This window comes from Neorhizobium sp. SOG26, assembly GCF_003491345.1.
Taxonomy (GTDB): Bacteria; Pseudomonadota; Alphaproteobacteria; order Rhizobiales; family Rhizobiaceae; genus Neorhizobium; species Neorhizobium turbinariae.
Genome location: NZ_CP025513.1, coordinates 270117 through 289192 on the forward strand (window position 1 = coordinate 270117; position 19076 = coordinate 289192).

Genomic DNA, 19076 nt, shown 5'->3' on the forward strand with positions numbered 1-19076 from the left:
ACCCTTAAGTTCAGCGAACCGTTAAATTTTGCTATCTATCTTTCGAACTAGGTTCGAGGATGCGAACCTACTCCAGCCATAAGACGTAAGACGACAACGTTGCTGCCGGATGCCCGCAATATTACTCTTCCTGATGGGCAAGGGTCGTCGTCATGATAACACCAATCCAGACGGAAATTGAAGACCATCCGATCAGTTATGAGGACATCGGGCGAACGCGCGGTCTCGAATACCGCAACATTGCCTATGTCGCGGCCTGCATGGATTTTATAGCTCTGCTGCTGGCGAGCCTGGCCGGCTACAGCGGCTACGAATACCTTGCCTTTCGCTCTGCCGCCGATCCGTCCCCCGTGCTTGGCATCGGGCTCGTTCTGTCAACGATCTTCGTTCTCGCTATGCACAGCGTTCAGGCATACAAGCCGGAGAACATCCAGCTTATTCGGCAGCAGATACGTCTTACCTGCGTCCTCATTGCGAGCACGCTCGCGTTCTTGCTGACCGTAATCTTCTTCCTGAAGATTGGCGACGCCTATTCTCGCGGCGGCACCTTGATGACGGCCGCTCTTTCCGTCTGCAGTCTCGTTGCCCTCCGCGTTTTCTGGAATTGGTACCTCCCGTCGGCTGCAGCATCCGCATCCTTCAAGAGGAAGCGGGTCCTGCTCTTGTGCGGTCAGGACTTCTCCATTGAGCAATGGCGACACTTGGCCGCCGCAAGCGGGATGACGTTGGCGCAGACCATCCGCCTTTCAGAGGATGGGTCGCTTCCACCGAGCGCCATGGAGCGCTTGAGGCAAAGCCAGGCGGAGCGGTTTGATGAGGTATTCATCATCTGGCAAGGCGCCAACGTGGCCAACCTGGAACTTCATCTTGCAGAACTGAGACGCTCGGCGCTTCCGGTCAACGTCATCTTCGACGGCGTCCTCGGCAGGCTCACAAATACGCCAAGCGGCAAGATTGGCGGCATGACGGCATTTCAGACACAGCGCCCACCGCTCAACGCCTATGAGCGCGGCATTAAACGGGCCTTCGACATCGCGTTCTCCCTTGCGGCGCTCCTGTCTCTTTTTCCGCTGCTTCTGGTCATTGCTGTCGCTATCAAACTCGACTCTCCCGGACCAATCCTCTTCAAGCAGACTCGAAGGGGTTATGGTGGGCGCAGCTTCCGCATCCTTAAATTTCGAAGCATGAGCGTCATGGAAGATGGAGACGACATCCGCCAGGCGACACGGAATGATCGGCGGGTCACACGTGTGGGCGCAATTATCCGAGCCGCGAGCATAGACGAGCTGCCGCAGTTCTGGAACGTCCTGCGGGGCGACATGTCGACAGTGGGACCACGGCCGCACGCGCTGGCCCATGACGAGCTCTACGACGCCCAGATCGTCAAATATGCCTACCGCAGGCATGTGAAGCCGGGTTTGACGGGTTGGGCACAGATCAACAACTGCCGTGGAGAGACGCCAGACATCGAGAAGATGGAGCAGCGCATCTTCCATGACCTCTGGTACATCAACAACTGGTCGTTTTGGCTGGATTTGAAGATCGTCTTCCGCACTGCGCTTCAGATCTGCGATTTCGGCAAGGTCTATTGATCTGCCGGGCGCGCCGTCACCGGCAGGTCCCTGATGAAGGTAACGTCCCGGATGCCAGATGCCTCCACCAGAATTTCCCTTGGCGGCGCGTGGCTGATGAAGTGAATAGGACTGGCGGTGAGCCCATAGGCACCGCTGTTGTTTATCGCGATGACATCCCCCTCCTCAAGGCTCGGGAGCGCGACGCCGACTGCGAGCTTGTCGATAGATGTGCAGAGGGGGCCGACCAGGTTCACCGTCTCGACATCACCAGGACGTGCTCCCGCGCTCACCTTATGCATCCGGTAGTTGCGGTGCATCACCATACCGAAGTGGCCTGACGCCGGCAGATGATTGTTCATGCCACCATCGCAGATGCCGATCTTCGTGCCCCGTGATGTCTTGATGGAAACGATCTTCGTCAAAAAGTAACCGGCTTCTCCCACGAGATATCGTCCGAGTTCAAGTACAAGCTGAGTGCCGGCGAATTGTGGAAGTGAGCAGAAGCTGTCGATTTCTGCGGAAATACCGGAGGCAACGGCTTCCAGATCCAGCGGAACATCCTGATCGTGATAGGGAATACCAAGTCCGGAACCCAAGACGAGCTTCTCCGGCTTCGGGAGCGTGCCGGCATAGATCTCCCTGAAGATAGTCAGGAAGCCGCGGTAGTTTTCACAGAGCGCATCCGGCTTCAGGCACTGCGTACCGGAATAGATATGAATCCCGACGACGTGAAGGTTCTTGAGAGCCGCGATCACCCGTATGTCCCGAGGGCTATCTTCCCAATCGATGCCGAAGGCCGAAGGGCGGCCGGCCATCTGATCTCCGAAACCTTTGGGCACACTCGTAGGAGCTACTCGGATGAGGACGCGCTGCACTCGCCCAAGTTCCGCTGCGAATTTATCCGCCAGGACCGCCTCTCGGACGGACTCGAGGATGAGCTCTCCTATCCCGACCTCGACTGCTTCGCGAATTTCGGCATCGCGCTTACCCGGTCCGGTGAAGCTGATCCGTAACGGCTGCCAGCCCGCCGAGACGGCGCTTCGCAACTCCCCGATCGAGGATACGTCGAGGTATTCGACGTGGTCCTTCATGAAGGCCAGGATTGCGGGATTGGGATTGGACTTTGCAGCGAAGCTCAAGGCAAAGCGCCGTCCGAAGGCGCGCCTCAACTGAGACACGCGGTTCTCGATAAGCGGCATAAAATAGACGTAGGACGGCGTGCCGAATGACGCCGCGGCGCTTTCTAACCACATATCGACGGAGGACGGAATCTCCATCAGGTGGACGCTTCGGCGAAGCGCAAAATTCTGGATGGCGTATCGAAATTCTCGAGCGTCACGTCCTCCGCCCGGATAGCCATGCCTGTCGACTGCTCGATGAATGCGAGAAGGTTCACCATGGACACCGAATCCAGGAGACCGGAAGAAAAGAGCTCGCTATCGCTGTCTGCTTGGTTGAGGTTCAACGTATCCCGCAGATAGTCCATCAATTTGCCTTGCGTGAGTATCATGCGGTTGCCTCGCGTGTTTCGCCGGTTTCTGTTCTGGAAGCCGTTTGACGGGGAACATCCCCAAGATGCATCCAAGCTCGCGTAGCCCTAACGACCTCCGGCCGCGCAATCTTCCCGCTTGAGGTGCGTGGCATCGTTTCTCGCCAGACATGGAATTTCCGAGGGACCATGTAGGACGGCATCGTTTGCCGGCAGTACCGAAGGAGCGCCTCCTCATCGATCGTCCCGACACCGGTGACCGCGACATGTATCGACTGACCGAGGTCATCGTCATCCACGCCGAAAGCAACCGCCTCGGCGACGACTCCGCTTCGGCAGACAAGGTCCTCGACCTCATCGGGGCTTACGCGAAAGCCGCTGGTCTTGATAAGCGCGTCGTTGCGCCCGACAAACCACAGATCGCCGTCGTCATCGATGCGGACGATATCCCCGCTATAGACGACGGGTTCATCACCAATGAGATGCCACAGCTCAGGGCATGGCCGGATCTTCTGCTCCGTCGCGTCCGGCTTTCCCCAATAGCCGAGGCTCACCAGCGGGCCACGATGTACAAGTTCTCCCTGTTCGCCGGCCCGAGCCACCCCTTCTCCATGCTTGATCACATAGACTTCGTTTCCAGGAATGGCGCGACCGATGCAGCCCATCTTGCGAACGAACTTCTCGGGAGGAAGATAAGTTGATCGAAAGGCCTCTGTGAGACCGTACATAAGGAAAACTTCCGCTTCGGGAAACACTTGGGGCAACTGCTGCAGGATGTTAAGCGGGATCTTCCCGCCGGAATTTGTGATACGCCGCAGGCTTGGAAAATCGACACGGGTTTCCCTCAACTGCCGCACGATCTGGCCCCACAAGGGCGGTACGGCCGCCAAGCCTGTGACCCTGTATTTGCGCATCGCCATGATAATCTCGGCCGCCAAGGGAACCGCCTGATGCACGATTGTTCCACCCATCAGCATCATCGTCGTCAACTGGTTCAGCCCATAATCGAAGCTGTAAGGCAAAACACTCAGAAGGCGGTCGTCCTCCCGTAAGCCAAGATATCGAGAGACGGAACGGGCACCCGAAACGATATTACGATGGGTCAGCATCACACCCTTCGGCATGCCGGTGGAACCCGAGGTATAGATGATCATCGCAAGATCGGTTTCCAGGCGGAAAACTTCGTCGCCGTCGAGGTGGGAAGGCACGTCTTCCCAGCGGTCGAACTGAGGAATGCCTGGGATGCTGCCTCTCACCAGAACACTCTCCACGCCCGAAGGCAGCTTGCGCGCGGCCAGCGCCTCTGCAGCGCGAGGCTCAACGATCATCAGCCTTGCACCGCAGTCTTCAGCGACATAGGCGAGCTGATCGACGGTCCATTGCGTGCTCACATTGACGATCACGCCGCCGATTTTTGCAACCGCGAACATGGCAGCAACTTCGGAGATGCTTTTCCGAAGATGCACCAGGACGCGGTCTCCCGGCCGAATACTCCGGTCCTGAAGGTAACCCGCAAGGCGATCGACTTGGTTCGAAAGCGACGCGTAGCTTGTGACTCGAGGCCCATCGATAATGGCTGGCTTGCCGGGTCTCAGGCCAAGGTTGTCAGCGAGTAGCTGATAGAAATTGGTGGTCTGCGCGTTCATCGTCTCGCTCCAGAAGTGCCCTTGGCTTTGGCTCAAGCATCATCAAGACTTCGCTCCCGGAGAAACGGCCCGAGACGCGGATAGATCTTTGCCGGGGAGCCGACGACGATTGAGTCCGACGGTACATCCGTCGTCACTGCCGTATTCGCCCCGATGCGGACCCGGTCGCCGATGCGGATGTCGCCCAGGATGCAGGAATTCACCCCGATGAAGACGTCGTCACCGATCTTTGGCGCTCCGGCGGTCATGTTCGTGCCGATGGTAACGTTGTGCATGATGCCGCACCGTTTCCCGATCACGACGGCCGGATGGATGGAGATCGAGCCTTCCACATGGATAATGTGGAAACCCTCTCCCAGCGTGGCCTCGGACGGTATCCAGACGCGGTGCAGGGTCGAGATGATGACGTGGATCAGGCCATAAGCCCGTCGCGTGGCAATTCTGGATAAGGGCATCCGCCGCTCGTCAGCCCACCGCCCGAAGCGGTAGATGAATAGGGCCATGAAGCCCGCATTGAAAACCCTGCTCCCATGCCGACGGTAGTCCCCGCGGACACAGGCCCAGAAGGAAGCCTGGACGGCACGCCCACCGACGTCCTCGTGCGGTCGCACTCTCGTCGCCTGGGGATTGAGGAAGCGAAGTCGAGTCGTCATGAAAACACCATGTCTAGGGTTCGCTCGATGTCCACCCAGGCGACCTGGAAATTGTCGCTGGTTCCTTCGCCTATGACAAAGGCATAGGTTTGACCCTGCCGATCCGTGAGAACCTTGAGGAAGGAAACCACCCGATCGGCGGGTTGCAAGACGAACAAGGTCGCGTCCTGAGGCATGACCGAAATACCATGAACAAGATGGCTCCCTTCGACACCGGCAACAATGCGCGCCCCAGCACAGGCTTGAACGATGTCATCGACCGAACAGGCCAACGGATCGATCATCCGAAAGCCGTATTGGCAAGCAAAGCGGTCGGCGATCTGCGTCTCGTTCGACAGAACCCTATGATCCCCCCTCGTCCCTCTCAGGATGAATACGCCAGGATGCCTGGGAGCGGTCGGGCTGGAAGCGATCAGCTTCTCGCGAACAGCATCAGCCCGTTTTTTCTTGCTGGGATTGTGCCCCCTGTCCCTGAAAACGATCAGTTCTTCGAAATGGACATCTCGAACATAGACCGGTTTCAGTTCTAGCTTGCGGGCATATTGAGGCTCGTGGCCACGGGTGATCGGTCGCGTGGTGATGGGGGTCCCGTACTCATCGGCCAGGGAATAGGTCAGGCAGTCGTCCGCGAGCCAGTTGCCGAACCATCGATTACCGACCCAGCTTTCAAATAAGGCACCTTTCGCTGACGCCTGTGGGCGAAAGTAGATCGGCAGCCTGCGCCGCCGGGGCTTCAGGCTACGCGATGACTTCTCGCCGTAAAGTACACCGTCGATCAGGTCGACATTCTTCAACCTGTAGCCGACCGTCGCTTCCTGCGTCGTCTCGTAATTCCCGCGAAAGCCTTTCAGTATCTCTGGAACGGAGCCGAACTCTGTGCCCTTGATCCTGTCGAGGTGGTGCGGAAGGAATTTCGCAGGGCGGATGAACCGTTTCGTTGCCGGAGCAATGGTCCAGTCCTCAGTAGCCGCCGCCTCTATATCAAGTGAAGGCATTCCAGCAGCTTTACGGAACGAATGAACGATTGGCGAAAAAGACAGCACCCCAGTCTCCCCAAGAGTCTCCGGCTCTCGGAGAGCGTCTTGCGTTCTCGTCGAGCCGAACCCAGGAGCAGATCATCGCATAGTCGTCCGCGGTTTCGCCGTAGCCTTTGAGTTATGGCGCTACCCCTTTCGATGTAGATGAGCCGCTGGCTGACATCGGGTCAACAGCGATGCCAGTGCCTGGGCGCTGATCCGGTGATGAAACCTGGCAGAGATCTTTGCGCGTGAAGCAGCACGCAGCCGCTCAGCAAGTTCACGGTTGTAAAGGACGTCCTCTATGGCATCGGCCATCTCGTTCGGGCGCTCGGGTCTCACCAGGATCGCGTCCATCCTGTGGTGAATTAGTTCGTTGTTTCCGCCTACATCGGTGACGACGACCGGCATCTCCATCGCCATGGCTTCCATGATGGCGACGGATATTCCCTCGTTAAGACTTGCGAGCGCGAACACATGCGCCTCTTCCAGCGCTTGCCGCACCCGTGTCTCCGAGACGGCGCCCAAGAGCTCGACGCTCTCACCCAGTCCTTTCACAGCGATGAGTTCTTCCAGATCTTTTCGGTACCCGCTCCCACCTTGCTCGTCTTCGCCGGCGATTTGCAGGCGGGTGTCAATCCCTCGCTTGCGGAGAATGTCGACGGTCTGGAGAAGTATGTCGTGCCCCTTGACGGGATTGAGCCGACCACAGGTGAAGATCCGGCATGGCTGTCCGGGTTTCCAAGGAGTGTAGGGATGGTTTCGCTGGATTTGGGATAGATCAACGCCCATCGGCGCAACTGAAATTTCTTTGGGAACAGAACCCCTAAGCCTCATCGCCACATCGCTGTAGAGCCGGCCGGAAATCACTGTGGCGAAGGCCGCGTGTTTCCACTTCAACGGCTGGTTCGGGCCGTAACCTTCCAAAGTAGGTCCATGAAGCGTGAGGCTGTAGGGAATATCCGAAAGAAGGGAACCGAACATGGCAACATTGGCGGCATCCCCACAGGAATGAACGTGGATGTGAGACCACTTGTGCCGCCGCGCCAGGCGGATCAGTTTCCCCGCGACCAGAAGTATCCCGAGCATCCTTAGATGGCCCAACGGAAACCGGGCTTCTGCCCCAACTACCGCAGTCAGAGCCTTGACAAGTCTGGCCGGCCCGGCCAGTGCGATGTCCCAGAGAGCCAGAAATGCGTCCGAGACGTTGATCGGGAGGAGATAGGCCGTCGCGTTTCGCGCTTCATCGGCCCATGCATGCGAGGATATCGCAGTCGGAGGCCGGGATGTAGAAACGAACTCCGCCTCGACATCCAGTTCGCGCAGAGCGTTGTGCTCCCGCCACAGGAAAATGTGCGTCTGACCTGGAAACTCAGGAATGAGAAAGCCGATGCGCTTGGGCATGATGTAAGTATCCATCGATCTCGATGCGCCAGCCTTCGATCCACGTCGGGTGGTGTGTCATCGTCCTGCACGTCGCTCACTAGACCGCCGTCATGTTTGGCGGGGCCACAAGTTTCCCATTGGTGCATTGGCATCATCCGAAGGACGGCGATGCCCCCGGTATCACCCCTTTGGGCTACTCCCCGACACGCTCCGCTACCTCTTTGTGGTTCGTTCGCAGGACACGCGGGCAGCTGTAGGATGATCCCGCTCCTGCCCGAGATATGGGTGGGGATCGGATGTTACAGGGGGATGAATATGCGTGGGATGGCGAGTCTCGCGGGGCTCTTGATGTGCCTGCCGCTGGGCGGTGCAGCAGCTCAGACGACTTACAAGCTGAAGCCCGGCGATACGATGCAGCTTTGGATCGCGCAGGAGCCCGATCTTACGCGTGACATAGTCATTGCACCGGACGGCTGGCTTTCGGTTCCGCTTGCAGGACACCTGAAGGGTGAAGGCCTGTCTCTTCAGGAGCTCGAGGCCCAGTTGCTGGATCGGCTGAAAGTCTACTTCAACGACAAGCCGAATCTCACTTTGATGCTCCGCCCGAACTCTCCGCACCAGCCTCTCATCTACGTCACAGGGGAAGTCGTAACGCCGGGTGAGTACCCCTATCGACCCAATATGACGGTTCTCCACTGCATCAGCGTCGCGGGAGGCATCTACCGGACCGCCCTGCTGCCGGCAGATCAGGACCGGTCGATCCTGGTTGGCCGGCAGGTCGAACAATCGCAAGCCCGTCTCGACGACCTGAGAGCCCGCATCGTCAGGCTTGAGGCGGAGATACGGGGCGAGCGGTCGCTGGCGAAGCCTGAAGCTCTTGCCGCATCGCCGGCTCTGCAACGCGAACAGACCATGCTCAACTCACGCATGGAAGCACTTGATCTTGCCGAGCGGGCCCAAACCGAGGCGAATGACCTGCTGGAGCGAACGGCGGCGGCGCTGCGCGAACAGACCGAGAGTTTGTCCAAGCGCGTGGAGCTTGCGCGGCGGAGGCTGCAGAGCATTGCCAATTTGGTCGCGAAGGGCGGCGCAGAAAACTCGCAGCAGTGGGTTCAGGAGGGCGTTGTCGCCGAGCTTGAAGGCCAGATCAGCCGCCTTCAATCCGAGATGAGTATGGCCGAACGGGACAGGATCGCCGAAGTCGCACGCTACGAAAGCATCCGCCAGGAGCGCCGTACGCAGTTGCTGGTGGAGCTCAATGCGGCGCGCCTTGAACAGGACGATGTTGCCGCTCAACTCGCGGATGGGACACGGATCATGAGCGTCTACGGCCAGAACGCAGCGTTGGTGCAGCAAAGGCAAACGCGCGTTCTCCATTACAACATCGTGCGCTTTGTCGAGGGTGAAACGCAGGAAATTCCGGCTTTCGAGACGACGCCAGTTCTCGCAGGTGACCTCCTGAGGGTGGTTTACGGGGACAGCCTGCGCGAGCCTGTGATGCCTGCAGGACCGTCCGAGCCCTCCCCTGTCGCACGCCTGTTCGAGATGGGCCAGTGAGAGGAGCGATAAGATGACAAACACCTCGGCACTTCGCGGACTTGAGGCTCACCATGATCAATGAGGTTCTCCGCAACATCGTCTACTACCTCGAGATCGCCCTCGCGAAGCCATTGGTCGCGATCGTACCCATCGTTCTGACTGTCTTGGTCGGCGGTTACTTCGTTCTCTCGATGCCCAAGGTTTACCAGTCGGAAGCACTGATGCGGATGCAGTTCCAGCAGATACCGATAAATCTGGCGTCGCCGACGGTTGCCAATGATCGGCTTGAATTTGTGGAGCAACGCGTCCTGTCAAGAAAGAACCTTCTGGATCTCGAAGAACGCTTCAACCTCTTTCCTCAATTGCGAGGTGGCTTCACCAAGAGCCAACTCGCCGGACTGGTCCGGAACCAGATCGCGCTGAACATCCAGTTTGCGGAAAACTCCGATCTAGCGGGTAATTCCGGATCGATCCGCATCGGGTACAAGCACACGGATCCTGTTATTGCCGCCCGGGTGGTCTCGCATCTCGTCTCGGAGATCTTGGAAGAAAGTCGGCGGATGCGAGTTGCGCGTGCCTCCGAAACGACGCGCTTCTTCGAGCGTGAGTACCAGACGGCAGTGGCCAAGTACAAAGAACGTGAAGCCGTCTGGAACCGGTATGCCGAGGAAAACAGTGACGCTCATCCTGCTCGTATCCCTGCTCTCCTGGTTGAGCTGCAGTCAAAGGAGCAGGAAATAAGCCTCATCGATCGAGAGATCGCCACGCTCAATGAGGAGCTTCGTCTACATGAGGCACAGCTTCGGATGGGCGCGGAGCGCAACGGCGAAGGGACGCGGCTGAACACCCAGCTCAATCAGATCGAGGTCGACCTCGCAGCCAAGACGCTTATCTATTCTCCATCGCATCCGCAAGTCCGCGCATTGAGTCAGCGGCTTGATGACATGAAGGCGCTGATTGCGTCGCGCCAGCAGACCCGCGCGGAGGCTTCCAGTCCGGGAGAGCATATGGTCCTTTCACCGGAGTTGATGCTTATCGCCGAAAGAATTGCCGAGTCAAAGCCGAGGCGAGAGCAATCGATGAACTACCGCAGCGGCCTTGCCCAGCGGATCACTGAGCTGCGGATGGTCATCGCACGTTCGCCCGAGGTAGAGGCGCAGACCCATGCGCACGACGCCGAGAAGGCGTCTCTGCAGCGTACGATGGACGACATCAAGGGCAAACTGGACGTTGCGCTTCTCGGTGAGCGCCTAGAAGTCGGTGATGCCGCCCTTCAAATCGAGCTTGTCGAAGAGCCTGAAGTTCCAAGATATCCGGCAGGTCCGAGAAAGATCCATATGGCTCTTGCCGTGTTATCGGCCGCAGCGGCGGCTGGCGGAACCGCGGTCTTCGCGGCCCATCTGTTAGATCGCACGATCCGAGGAACGTTTGATCTTTCGTACACGCTGTCGGGGCACACGTTGGTGGTCATCCCGCGCTGGTCCCCGAAGCGACGCAAGCGGAGGGAATTTAGGGACGGCCTCGGATCGGCCGCGCCGCCCTGACAAAGGATCCAGTGCCATACGCGTCGTTGCTTGGGTGCTTTATTGGGGTGGGCAGGATTTCATGGAGATCATCAAGAACATAGCGCTTCGTGGGAAGCTGGCGGATCGGCTGGATGTCGAGGGACTTCCGATGTTGAGCAGCCTGAGGGTGGGCAATTTCAATTGCGCCGACGCCCCGGTCTCGCTCCATTCGGATCCATTGTCCCCGACTTTCCTCTACGGAAATCGCATCATCGCCTTCGATAGCACCAGCCCAATTACGCATGCCTATGACGTCTTGCGCAACCATTTGATCGCCGGCCGGAAAGAACTCGACGCTCGCGTCATCTCCGTCAGTGCGCCGACCAATGGATGCGGTACGACCGTTACGGCGGTCAACCTGGCGCTCAGCCTCGCTCGAGTGCCAGGTGCGAACGTTCTGCTTGTTGACGCCAACGCCAGAGATCCGGGTGTCGGGCGCGTGCTCGGCTTAGCACCTGAGCCGTCATATGAAGATCCCCTGCACGGGTGGATAACCAGGATAGACATCCGCGGCGTACAATTGATGTTTCTGCGGGCGGCTTGGGGCGGCGGACGGCAGCCGCTTCCCGACGACCTGATCCGAATGACCTCTCAGGTAATAGCGAACCGCCAGTCGCTCAAGCCCACTTATGTCGTTTTCGACCTGCCGCCGATGCTGAATTCCGATGAGGTCATTCCCTTCCTGGACATGTCGGACACGACGGTGCTTGTCGTGGCAGTGGGAAAATCCAGGCTATCTGAGCTAGAAACGGCCCGAACCTACGTGAATTCCGATAAGTTGATGCAGGTGGTGTTGAACAACACGCGGAGGCATGGGCTGTGACCAACCAGCGCAATGACGGGACAAACAACCGGTGGAGACTGGCGATCATCATCGTCAACTACCGCACTGCGGACTTGACCGTCGACTGCCTTGCATCCCTTGCCGCGCCGGCCACCGTACCTGACGGTACCTGCGTGATCGTCGTTGACGGAGGCTCGGGCGACGGATCTGCGCAGCGTATTGCCTCTGCCATCGACGAAAACGGTTGGTCGAACATGGCCTGCCTGGCGCTCCAGGAGAACGGCGGCTTCGCCTATGGCAACAACCGGGGCATCGAATACGCCGCAGAGCGTTTTGGGGATCCCGACTATGTCCTTCTGCTCAATCCGGATACTGTCGCCCGCCCGATGAGCATCATCATGCTCGTCGGTTTCATGGATAACGAGCCGAGAGCCGGAATTGCCGGAAGCAGCCTTGAACACCCGGACGGGCGCAAGCAAGCATGCGCATTCCGCTTTCCATCCATCTCCAACGAATTCGAGGGTGAGGCGAAGCTTGGTCCCATCACTCGCCTCCTCGACCGCTGGCGGGTGGTGCCGGAGATGCCGCAGAAGCCCTCGCGCATCGACTGGGTCTCCGGGGCATGCATGATCATGCGTTCCGACCTTCTACATGATGTCGGGCTTCTGGACGATCGCTTTTTCCTCTATTTTGAGGAAACCGATTTCTGTCTTCGCGCTGCCCGCGCCGGCTGGTCGTGCTGGCATGTGCCGCAGAGCCGGGTGGTTCACCTTGTGGGTCAGGCTACCGGTGTCACTCGGTACACGCGTCCGGCACGGCGCCCGCCCTACTGGTTCCAGTCTCGCAACCTTTACTTCCTGAAGAACCATGGTTTGCTCTACGCGAGCCTTGCAAATCTGGCGTGGCTATGCGGCCACCTTGTTTTCCGCTTGAGGGTGGTCATCGAACGCCGCCAGAGCGGCCTTCCGCCACACCTCCTGCTGGATTTCCTGCGTCATGTCGGCCTTGGCAGCAGGCGTGGGCTTTCGCCGTGACGCCCACATTACCCGATGCCTATAAGCTGGTCACGACGGCAATAGCTAGCGTCTCCGCCTTGTCGAGGTTCACCAACTCGGAAACAGCTGCCTCTAGGTTTATCCTCTTGGAAATGAGCTGCTGCGGTTTCATCTTGCCGGCGGTCAGCGTAGAAAGCATCGCGTCGTAGCGCCAAGCCTGCATGCCATGGCTGCCATAGATTTCAAGCTCGTGGCCAATCACCTGCGCCATCGGAATTTGCGGTGTGGCATGCTCTCCAAGCATCAGGCCAACCTGCACATGCCGGCCGCGGCGTCGCAGGTTCTTGATGGAATTGAAGCAGGTCGCGGGGTGACCGAGCGCGTCGATGAAAACGTGGGCACCGCCCTTGGTGATCTCTCTGACCGCCTCGACGACATCCGGCACGGAGTCCGCTTTGATTGGTTCCACTGCCCCGCACTGTCGTGCTAGGGCGATCTTATCTTCTGTCAGATTGATCCCGATGACGTTCGCACCGAGGGCGGTCGCGATCATGATTGCCGAAAGGCCGACGCCGCCGCAGCCATGAACTGTGACCAAGTCACCGGGGCCGGTACGGGCCTGGTCGGCGACGACGCGGAAGGAGGTGGCGAAGCGGCAGGTAAGGTTTGCAGCTGTGGCGTCGTCGATCTCTTCCGGAAGAGCCACAAGATCTGTATCGGCGGAATCGATCGCGACATATTCCGGCGAACGAACCCCAGTGGGTAAAGCCCGGCTGGAACTGGCTCGGGCAGACCTGCTGGTTGCCAGAATGACGGAGCAATGGCCGCAGCCGGAGACGAAAGGCACCGTGACGCGGTCGCCAACATTAAATCGCATCACGCCCTTGCCGGTCGCCACCACTTTGCCGGCCAGCTCGTGTCCCGGAACATGCGGCAGACGAATACCACGTCGGGACATTTGACGGGCCGGTGCATGTGCTGAAGGGCATCAACCTTTCCGTCAATCGCGGCGACACGCTCGGCATCGTCGGTGAAAGCGGCTCCGGCAAGACGGTTCTGGTGCGTTCAGTTCTCGGCATCGGCCCGAGTAATTGCGAGGTTGTCGAAGGATCCATCTCCTTCGATGGCCAGGACATCACAGCGCTGGCCCGAGAAGGACTGGACAAAGATCCGCGGGATCCACATCTTGATAATCTTCCAGGGCCCGATTACGTACCTGAACCCGCTTTCTTCGATCGGGCGGCAAATCTCGGACGTCATCTACGCACATGATAAGGCGGGCGGCAAAGGCGTTTCCTCGAAGACAGCACGCGGGCCCGAACCGAGGAGCTTCTCGATCAGGTCGGTCTGCCGAACCCCTCGATGCTGTTCTCCCAATATCCGCATCAGTTGTCGGGCGGCATCCACCAGCGCGTGCTGATCGCCATGGCGCTCGCGGGCAAACCCGACCTCCTGATCGCCGACGAACCGACGACTGCGCTTGATGTGACCGTGCAGGCGCAGGTGCTCGATCTCATCAATTCCCTCGTCGAGAAGCTGAACCTTAGCGTCATCATGATCAGCCACGACATCGGTGCGATTGCCACCGTGGCGAAGCTCTGCGCCGTTATGTACAAAGGCGAGATTGTCGAGCAAGGCTTGACGCAGGACATCCTGAAGCGGCCGCAGCACCAATACACAAAGCGCCTACTGGCGGCGATTCCGGACATCAACCTCACGCCTAAAGGCCTGTGGCTCTAGCAGCCGCTCCAGAACGGGCTGCTCCGACCCACCTTCTTGAAGCGCGCAACCTCAGGAAAATCTACCGCCGCCAGTCCGGTGCCGAGGTCGTGGCGATCAACTCCCTCGACCTTTCCGTAAGACCGGCGAGATCTTCGGCGTGGTCGGAGAAAGCGGCTCGGGCAAATCGACCCTGGCGCGGATGCTTCTGCGTCTCATCGAGCCGACTTCCGGAGACGTGATCTTCAACGGCACCGATATCACCGGCCTTGCCGGCGAACCGTTGCGACAGCATATGCAGTTCGTCTTCCAGAACCCGCATTCGGCGCTGAACGGTCGCCACACCATCGGCGATGCAATCGGCGAGCCGCTGTGCATCCAGACTAACATGAGCCGCCGAGATATCGCGGCACGCACGGAAGCACTTCTCGACATCGTGCAACTGCCGAAGTTGTTCAAGTACCGCTACCCGCGCGAGCTATCCGGTGGACAGAAGCAGCGCGTCTGCGTTGCACGCGCGATCGCACTGAACCCGCGGCTGTTGATCCTCGACTAGCCGACCTCCGCCCTGCACATCTCCGTTCAGGCACAGGTACTCGAGTTCCTGCAGCAATTGCGCCGAGTTGAACCTGACCTATGTCTTCATTTCGCATGACTCGGTTATCCGCCAGATCTGTCAACGCACGATCGTCATGAAGCGCGGCGAGATCATCGAGCAGGGCGACGCGGAACAAACCTTCCTCGCTCCTCGCGAGGGCTACACCAAGGCGCTGATCGAGAGTGGCCGAAAGACATCGCAGGCTGCTATGATGAGAGCCTGACAGAGGGTCTGAGCCATGCGACACTTTCAGGCTGGGTCCGCCTGCGCCATCAGCCTCTCGATCACGGCTGCCGAGTTCGAGACATTGTGCTTTTCGAGCGCGAGGCGGCGACCCGCATCCCCCTTCCTCAGCAGTTCCATGTCGCTGGCGAGAAGTGCCTCCCGCATCGCTCCGACCAAAGCCTCAACATCGCCTGCCGGCACCAGCCAGCCGTTATCCGGCCGAACGAGCTCCGGAATTCCCGCGATATAGGTAGCGATCACCGGTCGGCTCAGCGCGAGGCTCTCCATGAGGACAACCGGCAGGCCCTCTGCGAAGCTCGGCAGAACAAGCGCCTTCGCCTTCAGAATTTCAGCCCGCACATCGTCCTGAGAAAGCGTTCCCGTCAGTTTCACCGTATCGCTAAGTCCGAGATGTTTCACCTGCTCTTCGATTTCCAAACGCAGCGGCCCGTCGCCAACCAGAACAAGTTCAAAATCCAGGTTCTCCGCTTTCAGCTGTGCCGCCGCCTGCACCAGGAGCAGATGGCCTTTCTGCTCCGATAGTCGGGCAATGCATACGAGGCGTTTCCCCGTTGCCGAGGATACCGTCCGATCCCGAAGATACTGCTCATCGAGGCCACAGCGGACAACGCAGATCTTTTTCCAGTCCGCCGACTTGGCCCAGCGCATCAACTGACTGCGGCCATATGAGCTGACGGCCACGACAAACGAGGACACTCGGATCTTCTCGTAAAGGCTGAGCGCCTCGGGGCGATCGAACTCCTCCGGGCCGTGGACGGTGAAGCTGAAGCGCACGCCACAGATCTGATGTGCAAACACGGCGACCGTGGCGGGATTGGTGCCGAAGTGCACATGCAGATGCTCAATCTTCTCTCGCAGGCACCAGTCGGCAAGAATGGCAGCCTCCGCGAGATAGGCAAGGTGGACGAGGAGCCGTCCCTCTGAACCTCTTCCGAAAGAGAAAGCGCTTGCGGCGGCTCGAAAGAATGACGCGGGGCGCATGCATAGCACGCGGATTAAGCTGAGAGCGGCAGAGCCGGGTGCGGTTTTCAACAGCTGACGGGTGTTGGCCGCCTCCCGGAGATCCTCAGGGTTTTTCAGTTCGCCTTTGAAAGGACGCACGGCATATCGCCGAATGCTATGTCCCCTCTCTTCCAAAGCCGTGATTTCACGCCGGATGAACGTGTGGCTCGGTGCTGGATATTGATTGGTGAAATACGCGATACGCATCTCCCTGGCGGCTCTCCTGTTCGGCAGTGTCGTTCTGCCATCCAAGTATAAGCCATGAGTCGCCACCCGCTCAGTTCCACAAACAGACATCGCGGGCGAAGCCGCTTCCACCAAAGGGGTAAGTTTACAGGTATGGCAGAGAAAAAGGACTATCCGGCTGGCCCGGCGACCTTCAGTAATGCCGGATTTCGAATGACCGCATCGAGGTAACGCAATGGATGCTCTCAAAATGCCTGCCTCACGGAAAGACGGTAGCTCTGCCGGCATCGGCATCGTGGTCATCGGCAGAAACGAAGGGAAGCGTCTGCTCAACTGCCTGCGATCCGTCAAGGATCACAGCCGCCATGTCGTCTATGTGGACTCCGGTTCGTCTGACGGAAGCGTCGACGCTGCCACATCGCTTTGCGCGAGGGTAGTTTGTCTGGACATGACGACGCCGTTCACTGCTGCGCGCGCGCGCAATACCGGCTTTCATGCTTTGATGCAGATCCGGCCGGAGACGGAGTTCGTCCAGTTCGTGGATGGGGATTGCCGGCTGGATCCGAAATGGCTTGATGAAGCGGCTACATTTTTGGCAGCCCATCCGGATCTAGCACTGGTCTTCGGCCGTCGCCGCGAGATCTACCCAAATGTAACCATCTACAATACCCTGTGCGACCGCGAGTGGGACGGCCCGGCGGGTGAAGCTATCGAATGCGGCGGTGACGTGCTGATCAGAACGAGTGCCCTGAAGGATGTCGGCGGCTACCTGGATGATCTGATCGGTGGGGAAGAACCGGAACTGTGCGTCCGGCTGCGAACCGCAGGCTGGAAGATCTGGCGGCTTCCGGTGGAGATGACGCGGCACGATGCCGCGATCACCCGCTTTAGCCAGTGGTGGCGCAGAAGCGTCCGTTGCGGACATGCTTATGCACAGGTCTCCAGCCTCCACAGTCGATCGCCGTTCCGGATCTGGAGTCGAAATGTCAGACGCAGCGTTGTCTGGGGCGGATTGATCCCTTTCATCGCCGTCGGCGGCTGCGCCCTGCACCCGGCAAGCCTCGCTCTCCTCGCAATCTACCCGCTCCAAGTGATCCGTCTTGCGAGACGCGCGACGGCAGAAGATCCCATACGGTGGCAACAGGCCGCGTTTGCGGTGGCGGGTAAATTTCCGGAGTTTCAGGGGATCGTCCAGTTCCACCTCAATCGACTACTCGGCCGTCACCAGATACTTATCGAATACAAAGAGCCTCTTCCGGCACTGGATCAGCCCTGCCGCTTGGGGTGAAGCCGCGTTCATTGCATCAGGCGGCCTCTGATGATTTCGAAACGTTTCGTGACGCTCTTGGCGAAGAAGATTGCGTGCCGGGCCCAACTCATCGCAGCACCTACAATTGGTTTAAATGGTGATAATAAGGATATTCAAATTGCTGGCGTGGGCCGCTTTGGCGTTGATCGTCTTCGTGACGGTCGCCCCCATCGAATTCAGACCACATGATCTCTTGCCCGTGGAAATAAACCGGGTACTGGCGTTTGCCGTTATGGCGATGCTCTTCGCTGTTGCCTATCCAAGACGTATTCCGCTCTTGGCCGTGACGCTGATCGCTTGCGCGGGGTTGATCGAAGCTATGCAGCTTCTTTCGCCGTCACGTCATGCTCATTTCAATGATGCCGTTGTGAAGGCAAGCGGAGCCGTACTCGGTGTCGGCATTGGCTGGGCGCTAAACCATCTGGTGAGGACACGGCGCCTCCGATTATCGCAATAGCGGTACCGCCAGCTCTCCATGCTGCTCTGATGGTTGACGTGGAACTTCGATCCACTGAAGCAGTGGTGCTAGGGTATGTACTCATAAAAGGGGTTCCTTGTGAGGACCGTTCACGATTCAAACTTCGAGGGAGGTTTTTGCATGGCACGGTTCGACCTTACTGATCGGGAATGGGTGCTGATGGCGCCGCTTCTTCCCAATAAACCCGTGGCGTGGCGCGGGCGGATGATAGGCGCGTTCTGAACGCGATCTTCTATATCTTGCGAACCGGCTCACCGTGGCGTGACCTTCCGGAGCGATACGGCCCTTACACGACGGCCTACAATCGCTATAACTGGTGGGCCAAGGCGGGCGTGTGGCTGCGGGTCTTTGAGGCGCTCGCAGCCACACGCCCCGGTCAATGTAGTTGATCGATTCCTCCATCGTGCGCGCCCACCAACACGCCGCCGGTGGTAAAAAGGGGGCCCCGATCACGCCATCGGCCGCTCTCGTGGAGGATTGACCACCAAGCTTCATGTTGTGGTCGACGAACGGCGCTTGCCGGTTCGGCTCGGGTTGACGCAGGGGCAGGCTTCTGACAAGGCCGCCGCGCCCTGCCTACTCGAAGGGCTTCCTTCGGCGTCTGTCGTCATCGCCAATCGTGGTTACGACTGGCAGCACCCTAATCGACCTCGTTCGACAACGCGGCGGCGAGGCCCACATCCCAACCCAGCGCGACCGCAGGGTCCAAAGGTCAGTCGACCCAAGCCTCTACCATCCGCGCAATCTTGTCGAACGCTTCTTCTGCAAACTGAACACTTCAGAAGGCTCACCACCCGCTACGACAAGCTCGCTGCTAACTTCCTTGCTGCAGTCGCTCTCGCCTCGGCAAGACTGTGGATGCGTATTTATGAGCCCACTACCTAGCGCATC

The 19076-nt window shown here is 58.9% G+C and carries 21 protein-coding genes and 1 pseudogene; 14 read left to right on the forward strand and 8 right to left on the reverse strand.

Annotation, left to right across the window (positions count from 1 at the left end; genetic code table 11):
- Nucleotides 1-152 precede the first annotated feature (152 nt).
- The gene (locus tag CYG48_RS17840) at nt 153-1592 is read left to right on the forward strand and encodes an exopolysaccharide biosynthesis polyprenyl glycosylphosphotransferase (RefSeq protein WP_118851929.1); all 1440 of its coding nucleotides are present in this window, start codon (nt 153-155) and stop codon (nt 1590-1592) included.
- Here CYG48_RS17840 and CYG48_RS17845 read toward each other — a convergent pair.
- The 6 genes from CYG48_RS17845 to epsE all read right to left on the reverse strand — a co-directional run bounded on the left by CYG48_RS17845 (nt 1586) and on the right by epsE (nt 7782).
- Nucleotides 1586-2851: a type III PLP-dependent enzyme gene (locus CYG48_RS17845; protein WP_118851930.1), complete on the reverse strand. Its 1266-nt coding sequence runs from the start codon at nt 2849-2851 to the stop codon at nt 1586-1588. The two genes, CYG48_RS17840 and CYG48_RS17845, sit on opposite strands and share 7 nt — an antisense overlap.
- Complete coding sequence (locus tag CYG48_RS17850) at nt 2851-3084, reverse strand: phosphopantetheine-binding protein (RefSeq protein WP_118851931.1); 234 nt, start codon at nt 3082-3084, stop codon at nt 2851-2853. The genes CYG48_RS17845 and CYG48_RS17850 overlap by 1 nt, the downstream gene beginning before the upstream one ends.
- Nucleotides 3081-4709: an AMP-binding protein gene (locus CYG48_RS17855; RefSeq protein ID WP_118851932.1), complete on the reverse strand. Its 1629-nt coding sequence runs from the start codon at nt 4707-4709 to the stop codon at nt 3081-3083. Before CYG48_RS17855 ends, CYG48_RS17850 begins: the two co-directional genes overlap by 4 nt.
- Nucleotides 4710-4741: 32 nt before the next feature.
- Nucleotides 4742-5164, reverse strand: a complete 423-nt coding sequence (locus tag CYG48_RS17860) for a serine acetyltransferase (RefSeq protein WP_340162653.1) — start codon at nt 5162-5164, stop codon at nt 4742-4744.
- Between the two features lie 194 nt (nt 5165-5358).
- Complete coding sequence (locus CYG48_RS17865) at nt 5359-6405, reverse strand: glycosyltransferase family 61 protein (RefSeq protein ID WP_245450587.1); 1047 nt, start codon at nt 6403-6405, stop codon at nt 5359-5361.
- A gap of 120 nt (nt 6406-6525) precedes the next feature.
- Nucleotides 6526-7782, reverse strand: a complete 1257-nt coding sequence (gene epsE / locus CYG48_RS17870; protein ID WP_118852830.1) for an exopolysaccharide biosynthesis GT4 family glycosyltransferase EpsE — start codon at nt 7780-7782, stop codon at nt 6526-6528.
- Nucleotides 7783-8079: 297 nt separating this feature from the next.
- Between epsE and CYG48_RS17875 the strand changes: the two genes are divergently transcribed.
- The 4 genes from CYG48_RS17875 (at nt 8080) to CYG48_RS17890 (ending at nt 12686) form a co-directional block, all read left to right on the forward strand.
- Nucleotides 8080-9321 (forward strand): polysaccharide biosynthesis/export family protein, encoded by a 1242-nt coding sequence (locus CYG48_RS17875; RefSeq protein ID WP_199925338.1) that lies wholly within the window; start codon nt 8080-8082, stop codon nt 9319-9321.
- 53 nt (nt 9322-9374) lie between these two features.
- Nucleotides 9375-10847, forward strand: coding sequence for a GumC family protein (locus CYG48_RS17880; protein WP_118851936.1), 1473 nt, complete (start codon nt 9375-9377; stop codon nt 10845-10847).
- A 61-nt stretch (nt 10848-10908) separates the two neighbouring features.
- Nucleotides 10909-11691, forward strand: coding sequence for a hypothetical protein (locus tag CYG48_RS17885; protein ID WP_118851937.1), 783 nt, complete (start codon nt 10909-10911; stop codon nt 11689-11691).
- Nucleotides 11688-12686 carry a glycosyltransferase family 2 protein gene (locus CYG48_RS17890; protein ID WP_118851938.1) on the forward strand — a complete coding sequence of 333 codons (999 nt, stop codon included), beginning with the start codon at nt 11688-11690 and terminating at the stop codon, nt 12684-12686. The genes CYG48_RS17885 and CYG48_RS17890 overlap by 4 nt, the downstream gene beginning before the upstream one ends.
- A gap of 19 nt (nt 12687-12705) precedes the next feature.
- On the opposite strand, the gene CYG48_RS17895 is transcribed toward CYG48_RS17890, so the two are convergent.
- Nucleotides 12706-13605 carry a zinc-binding dehydrogenase gene (locus tag CYG48_RS17895; RefSeq protein WP_445304362.1) on the reverse strand — a complete coding sequence of 300 codons (900 nt, stop codon included), beginning with the start codon at nt 13603-13605 and terminating at the stop codon, nt 12706-12708.
- Nucleotides 13606-13622: 17 nt separating this feature from the next.
- On the opposite strand from CYG48_RS17895, the gene CYG48_RS22835 reads away from it, so the two are divergent.
- From CYG48_RS22835 to CYG48_RS17915, 5 genes and pseudogenes are all read left to right on the forward strand, one after another.
- Nucleotides 13623-13919: an ATP-binding cassette domain-containing protein gene (locus CYG48_RS22835; protein WP_199925339.1), complete on the forward strand. Its 297-nt coding sequence runs from the start codon at nt 13623-13625 to the stop codon at nt 13917-13919.
- A 45-nt stretch (nt 13920-13964) separates the two neighbouring features.
- Nucleotides 13965-14111, forward strand: a pseudogene (locus tag CYG48_RS22840) (ATP-binding cassette domain-containing protein); the annotation flags it as partial.
- A gap of 144 nt (nt 14112-14255) precedes the next feature.
- Nucleotides 14256-14387, forward strand: a complete 132-nt coding sequence (locus CYG48_RS22790) for an ABC transporter ATP-binding protein (RefSeq protein ID WP_256371661.1) — start codon at nt 14256-14258, stop codon at nt 14385-14387.
- Nucleotides 14388-14517: 130 nt separating this feature from the next.
- Nucleotides 14518-14922 carry an ATP-binding cassette domain-containing protein gene (locus CYG48_RS17910; protein WP_118851941.1) on the forward strand — a complete coding sequence of 135 codons (405 nt, stop codon included), beginning with the start codon at nt 14518-14520 and terminating at the stop codon, nt 14920-14922.
- A 67-nt stretch (nt 14923-14989) separates the two neighbouring features.
- Nucleotides 14990-15187: a hypothetical protein gene (locus CYG48_RS17915; RefSeq protein WP_118851942.1), complete on the forward strand. Its 198-nt coding sequence runs from the start codon at nt 14990-14992 to the stop codon at nt 15185-15187.
- Between the two features lie 26 nt (nt 15188-15213).
- Here the strand turns inward: CYG48_RS17915 and CYG48_RS17920 are convergent, their stop codons facing one another.
- Entirely contained in the window at nt 15214-16647 is a 1434-nt protein-coding gene (locus CYG48_RS17920) for a glycosyltransferase (protein ID WP_245450589.1), read from the reverse strand.
- Between CYG48_RS17920 and CYG48_RS17925 the strand changes: the two genes are divergently transcribed.
- From CYG48_RS17925 to CYG48_RS22935, 4 genes are all read left to right on the forward strand, one after another.
- Nucleotides 16634-17686 (forward strand): glycosyltransferase, encoded by a 1053-nt coding sequence (locus CYG48_RS17925; protein WP_245450590.1) that lies wholly within the window; start codon nt 16634-16636, stop codon nt 17684-17686. The genes CYG48_RS17920 and CYG48_RS17925 overlap by 14 nt on opposite strands.
- A gap of 139 nt (nt 17687-17825) precedes the next feature.
- A complete protein-coding gene (locus CYG48_RS17930; protein WP_245450591.1) occupies nt 17826-18164 on the forward strand; it encodes a VanZ family protein in 339 nt (112 codons plus the stop codon).
- Nucleotides 18165-18376: 212 nt separating this feature from the next.
- Complete coding sequence (locus CYG48_RS22930; protein WP_445304363.1) at nt 18377-18574, forward strand: transposase; 198 nt, start codon at nt 18377-18379, stop codon at nt 18572-18574.
- Between the two features lie 67 nt (nt 18575-18641).
- Nucleotides 18642-19070, forward strand: a complete 429-nt coding sequence (locus CYG48_RS22935; RefSeq protein WP_445304372.1) for a transposase — start codon at nt 18642-18644, stop codon at nt 19068-19070.
- Nucleotides 19071-19076: the final 6 nt, after the last annotated feature.

Coding starts and splice junctions, on each gene's coding strand:
- CYG48_RS17840 (WP_118851929.1), top strand. CDS start 153: ATGATAACACCAATCCAGACGGAAATTGAAGACCATCCGATCAGTTAT.
- CYG48_RS17845 (WP_118851930.1), bottom strand. CDS start 2,851: ATGGAGATTCCGTCCTCCGTCGATATGTGGTTAGAAAGCGCCGCGGCG.
- CYG48_RS17850 (WP_118851931.1), bottom strand. CDS start 3,084: ATGATACTCACGCAAGGCAAATTGATGGACTATCTGCGGGATACGTTG.
- CYG48_RS17855 (WP_118851932.1), bottom strand. CDS start 4,709: ATGAACGCGCAGACCACCAATTTCTATCAGCTACTCGCTGACAACCTT.
- CYG48_RS17860 (WP_340162653.1), bottom strand. CDS start 5,164: ATGCCCTTATCCAGAATTGCCACGCGACGGGCTTATGGCCTGATCCAC.
- epsE (WP_118852830.1), bottom strand. CDS start 7,782: ATGCCCAAGCGCATCGGCTTTCTCATTCCTGAGTTTCCAGGTCAGACG.
- CYG48_RS17875 (WP_199925338.1), top strand. CDS start 8,080: ATGCGTGGGATGGCGAGTCTCGCGGGGCTCTTGATGTGCCTGCCGCTG.
- CYG48_RS17880 (WP_118851936.1), top strand. CDS start 9,375: ATGATCAATGAGGTTCTCCGCAACATCGTCTACTACCTCGAGATCGCC.
- CYG48_RS17885 (WP_118851937.1), top strand. CDS start 10,909: ATGGAGATCATCAAGAACATAGCGCTTCGTGGGAAGCTGGCGGATCGG.
- CYG48_RS17895 (WP_445304362.1), bottom strand. CDS start 13,605: ATGTCCCGACGTGGTATTCGTCTGCCGCATGTTCCGGGACACGAGCTG.
- CYG48_RS22790 (WP_256371661.1), top strand. CDS start 14,256: ATGTACAAAGGCGAGATTGTCGAGCAAGGCTTGACGCAGGACATCCTG.
- CYG48_RS17925 (WP_245450590.1), top strand. CDS start 16,634: ATGGATGCTCTCAAAATGCCTGCCTCACGGAAAGACGGTAGCTCTGCC.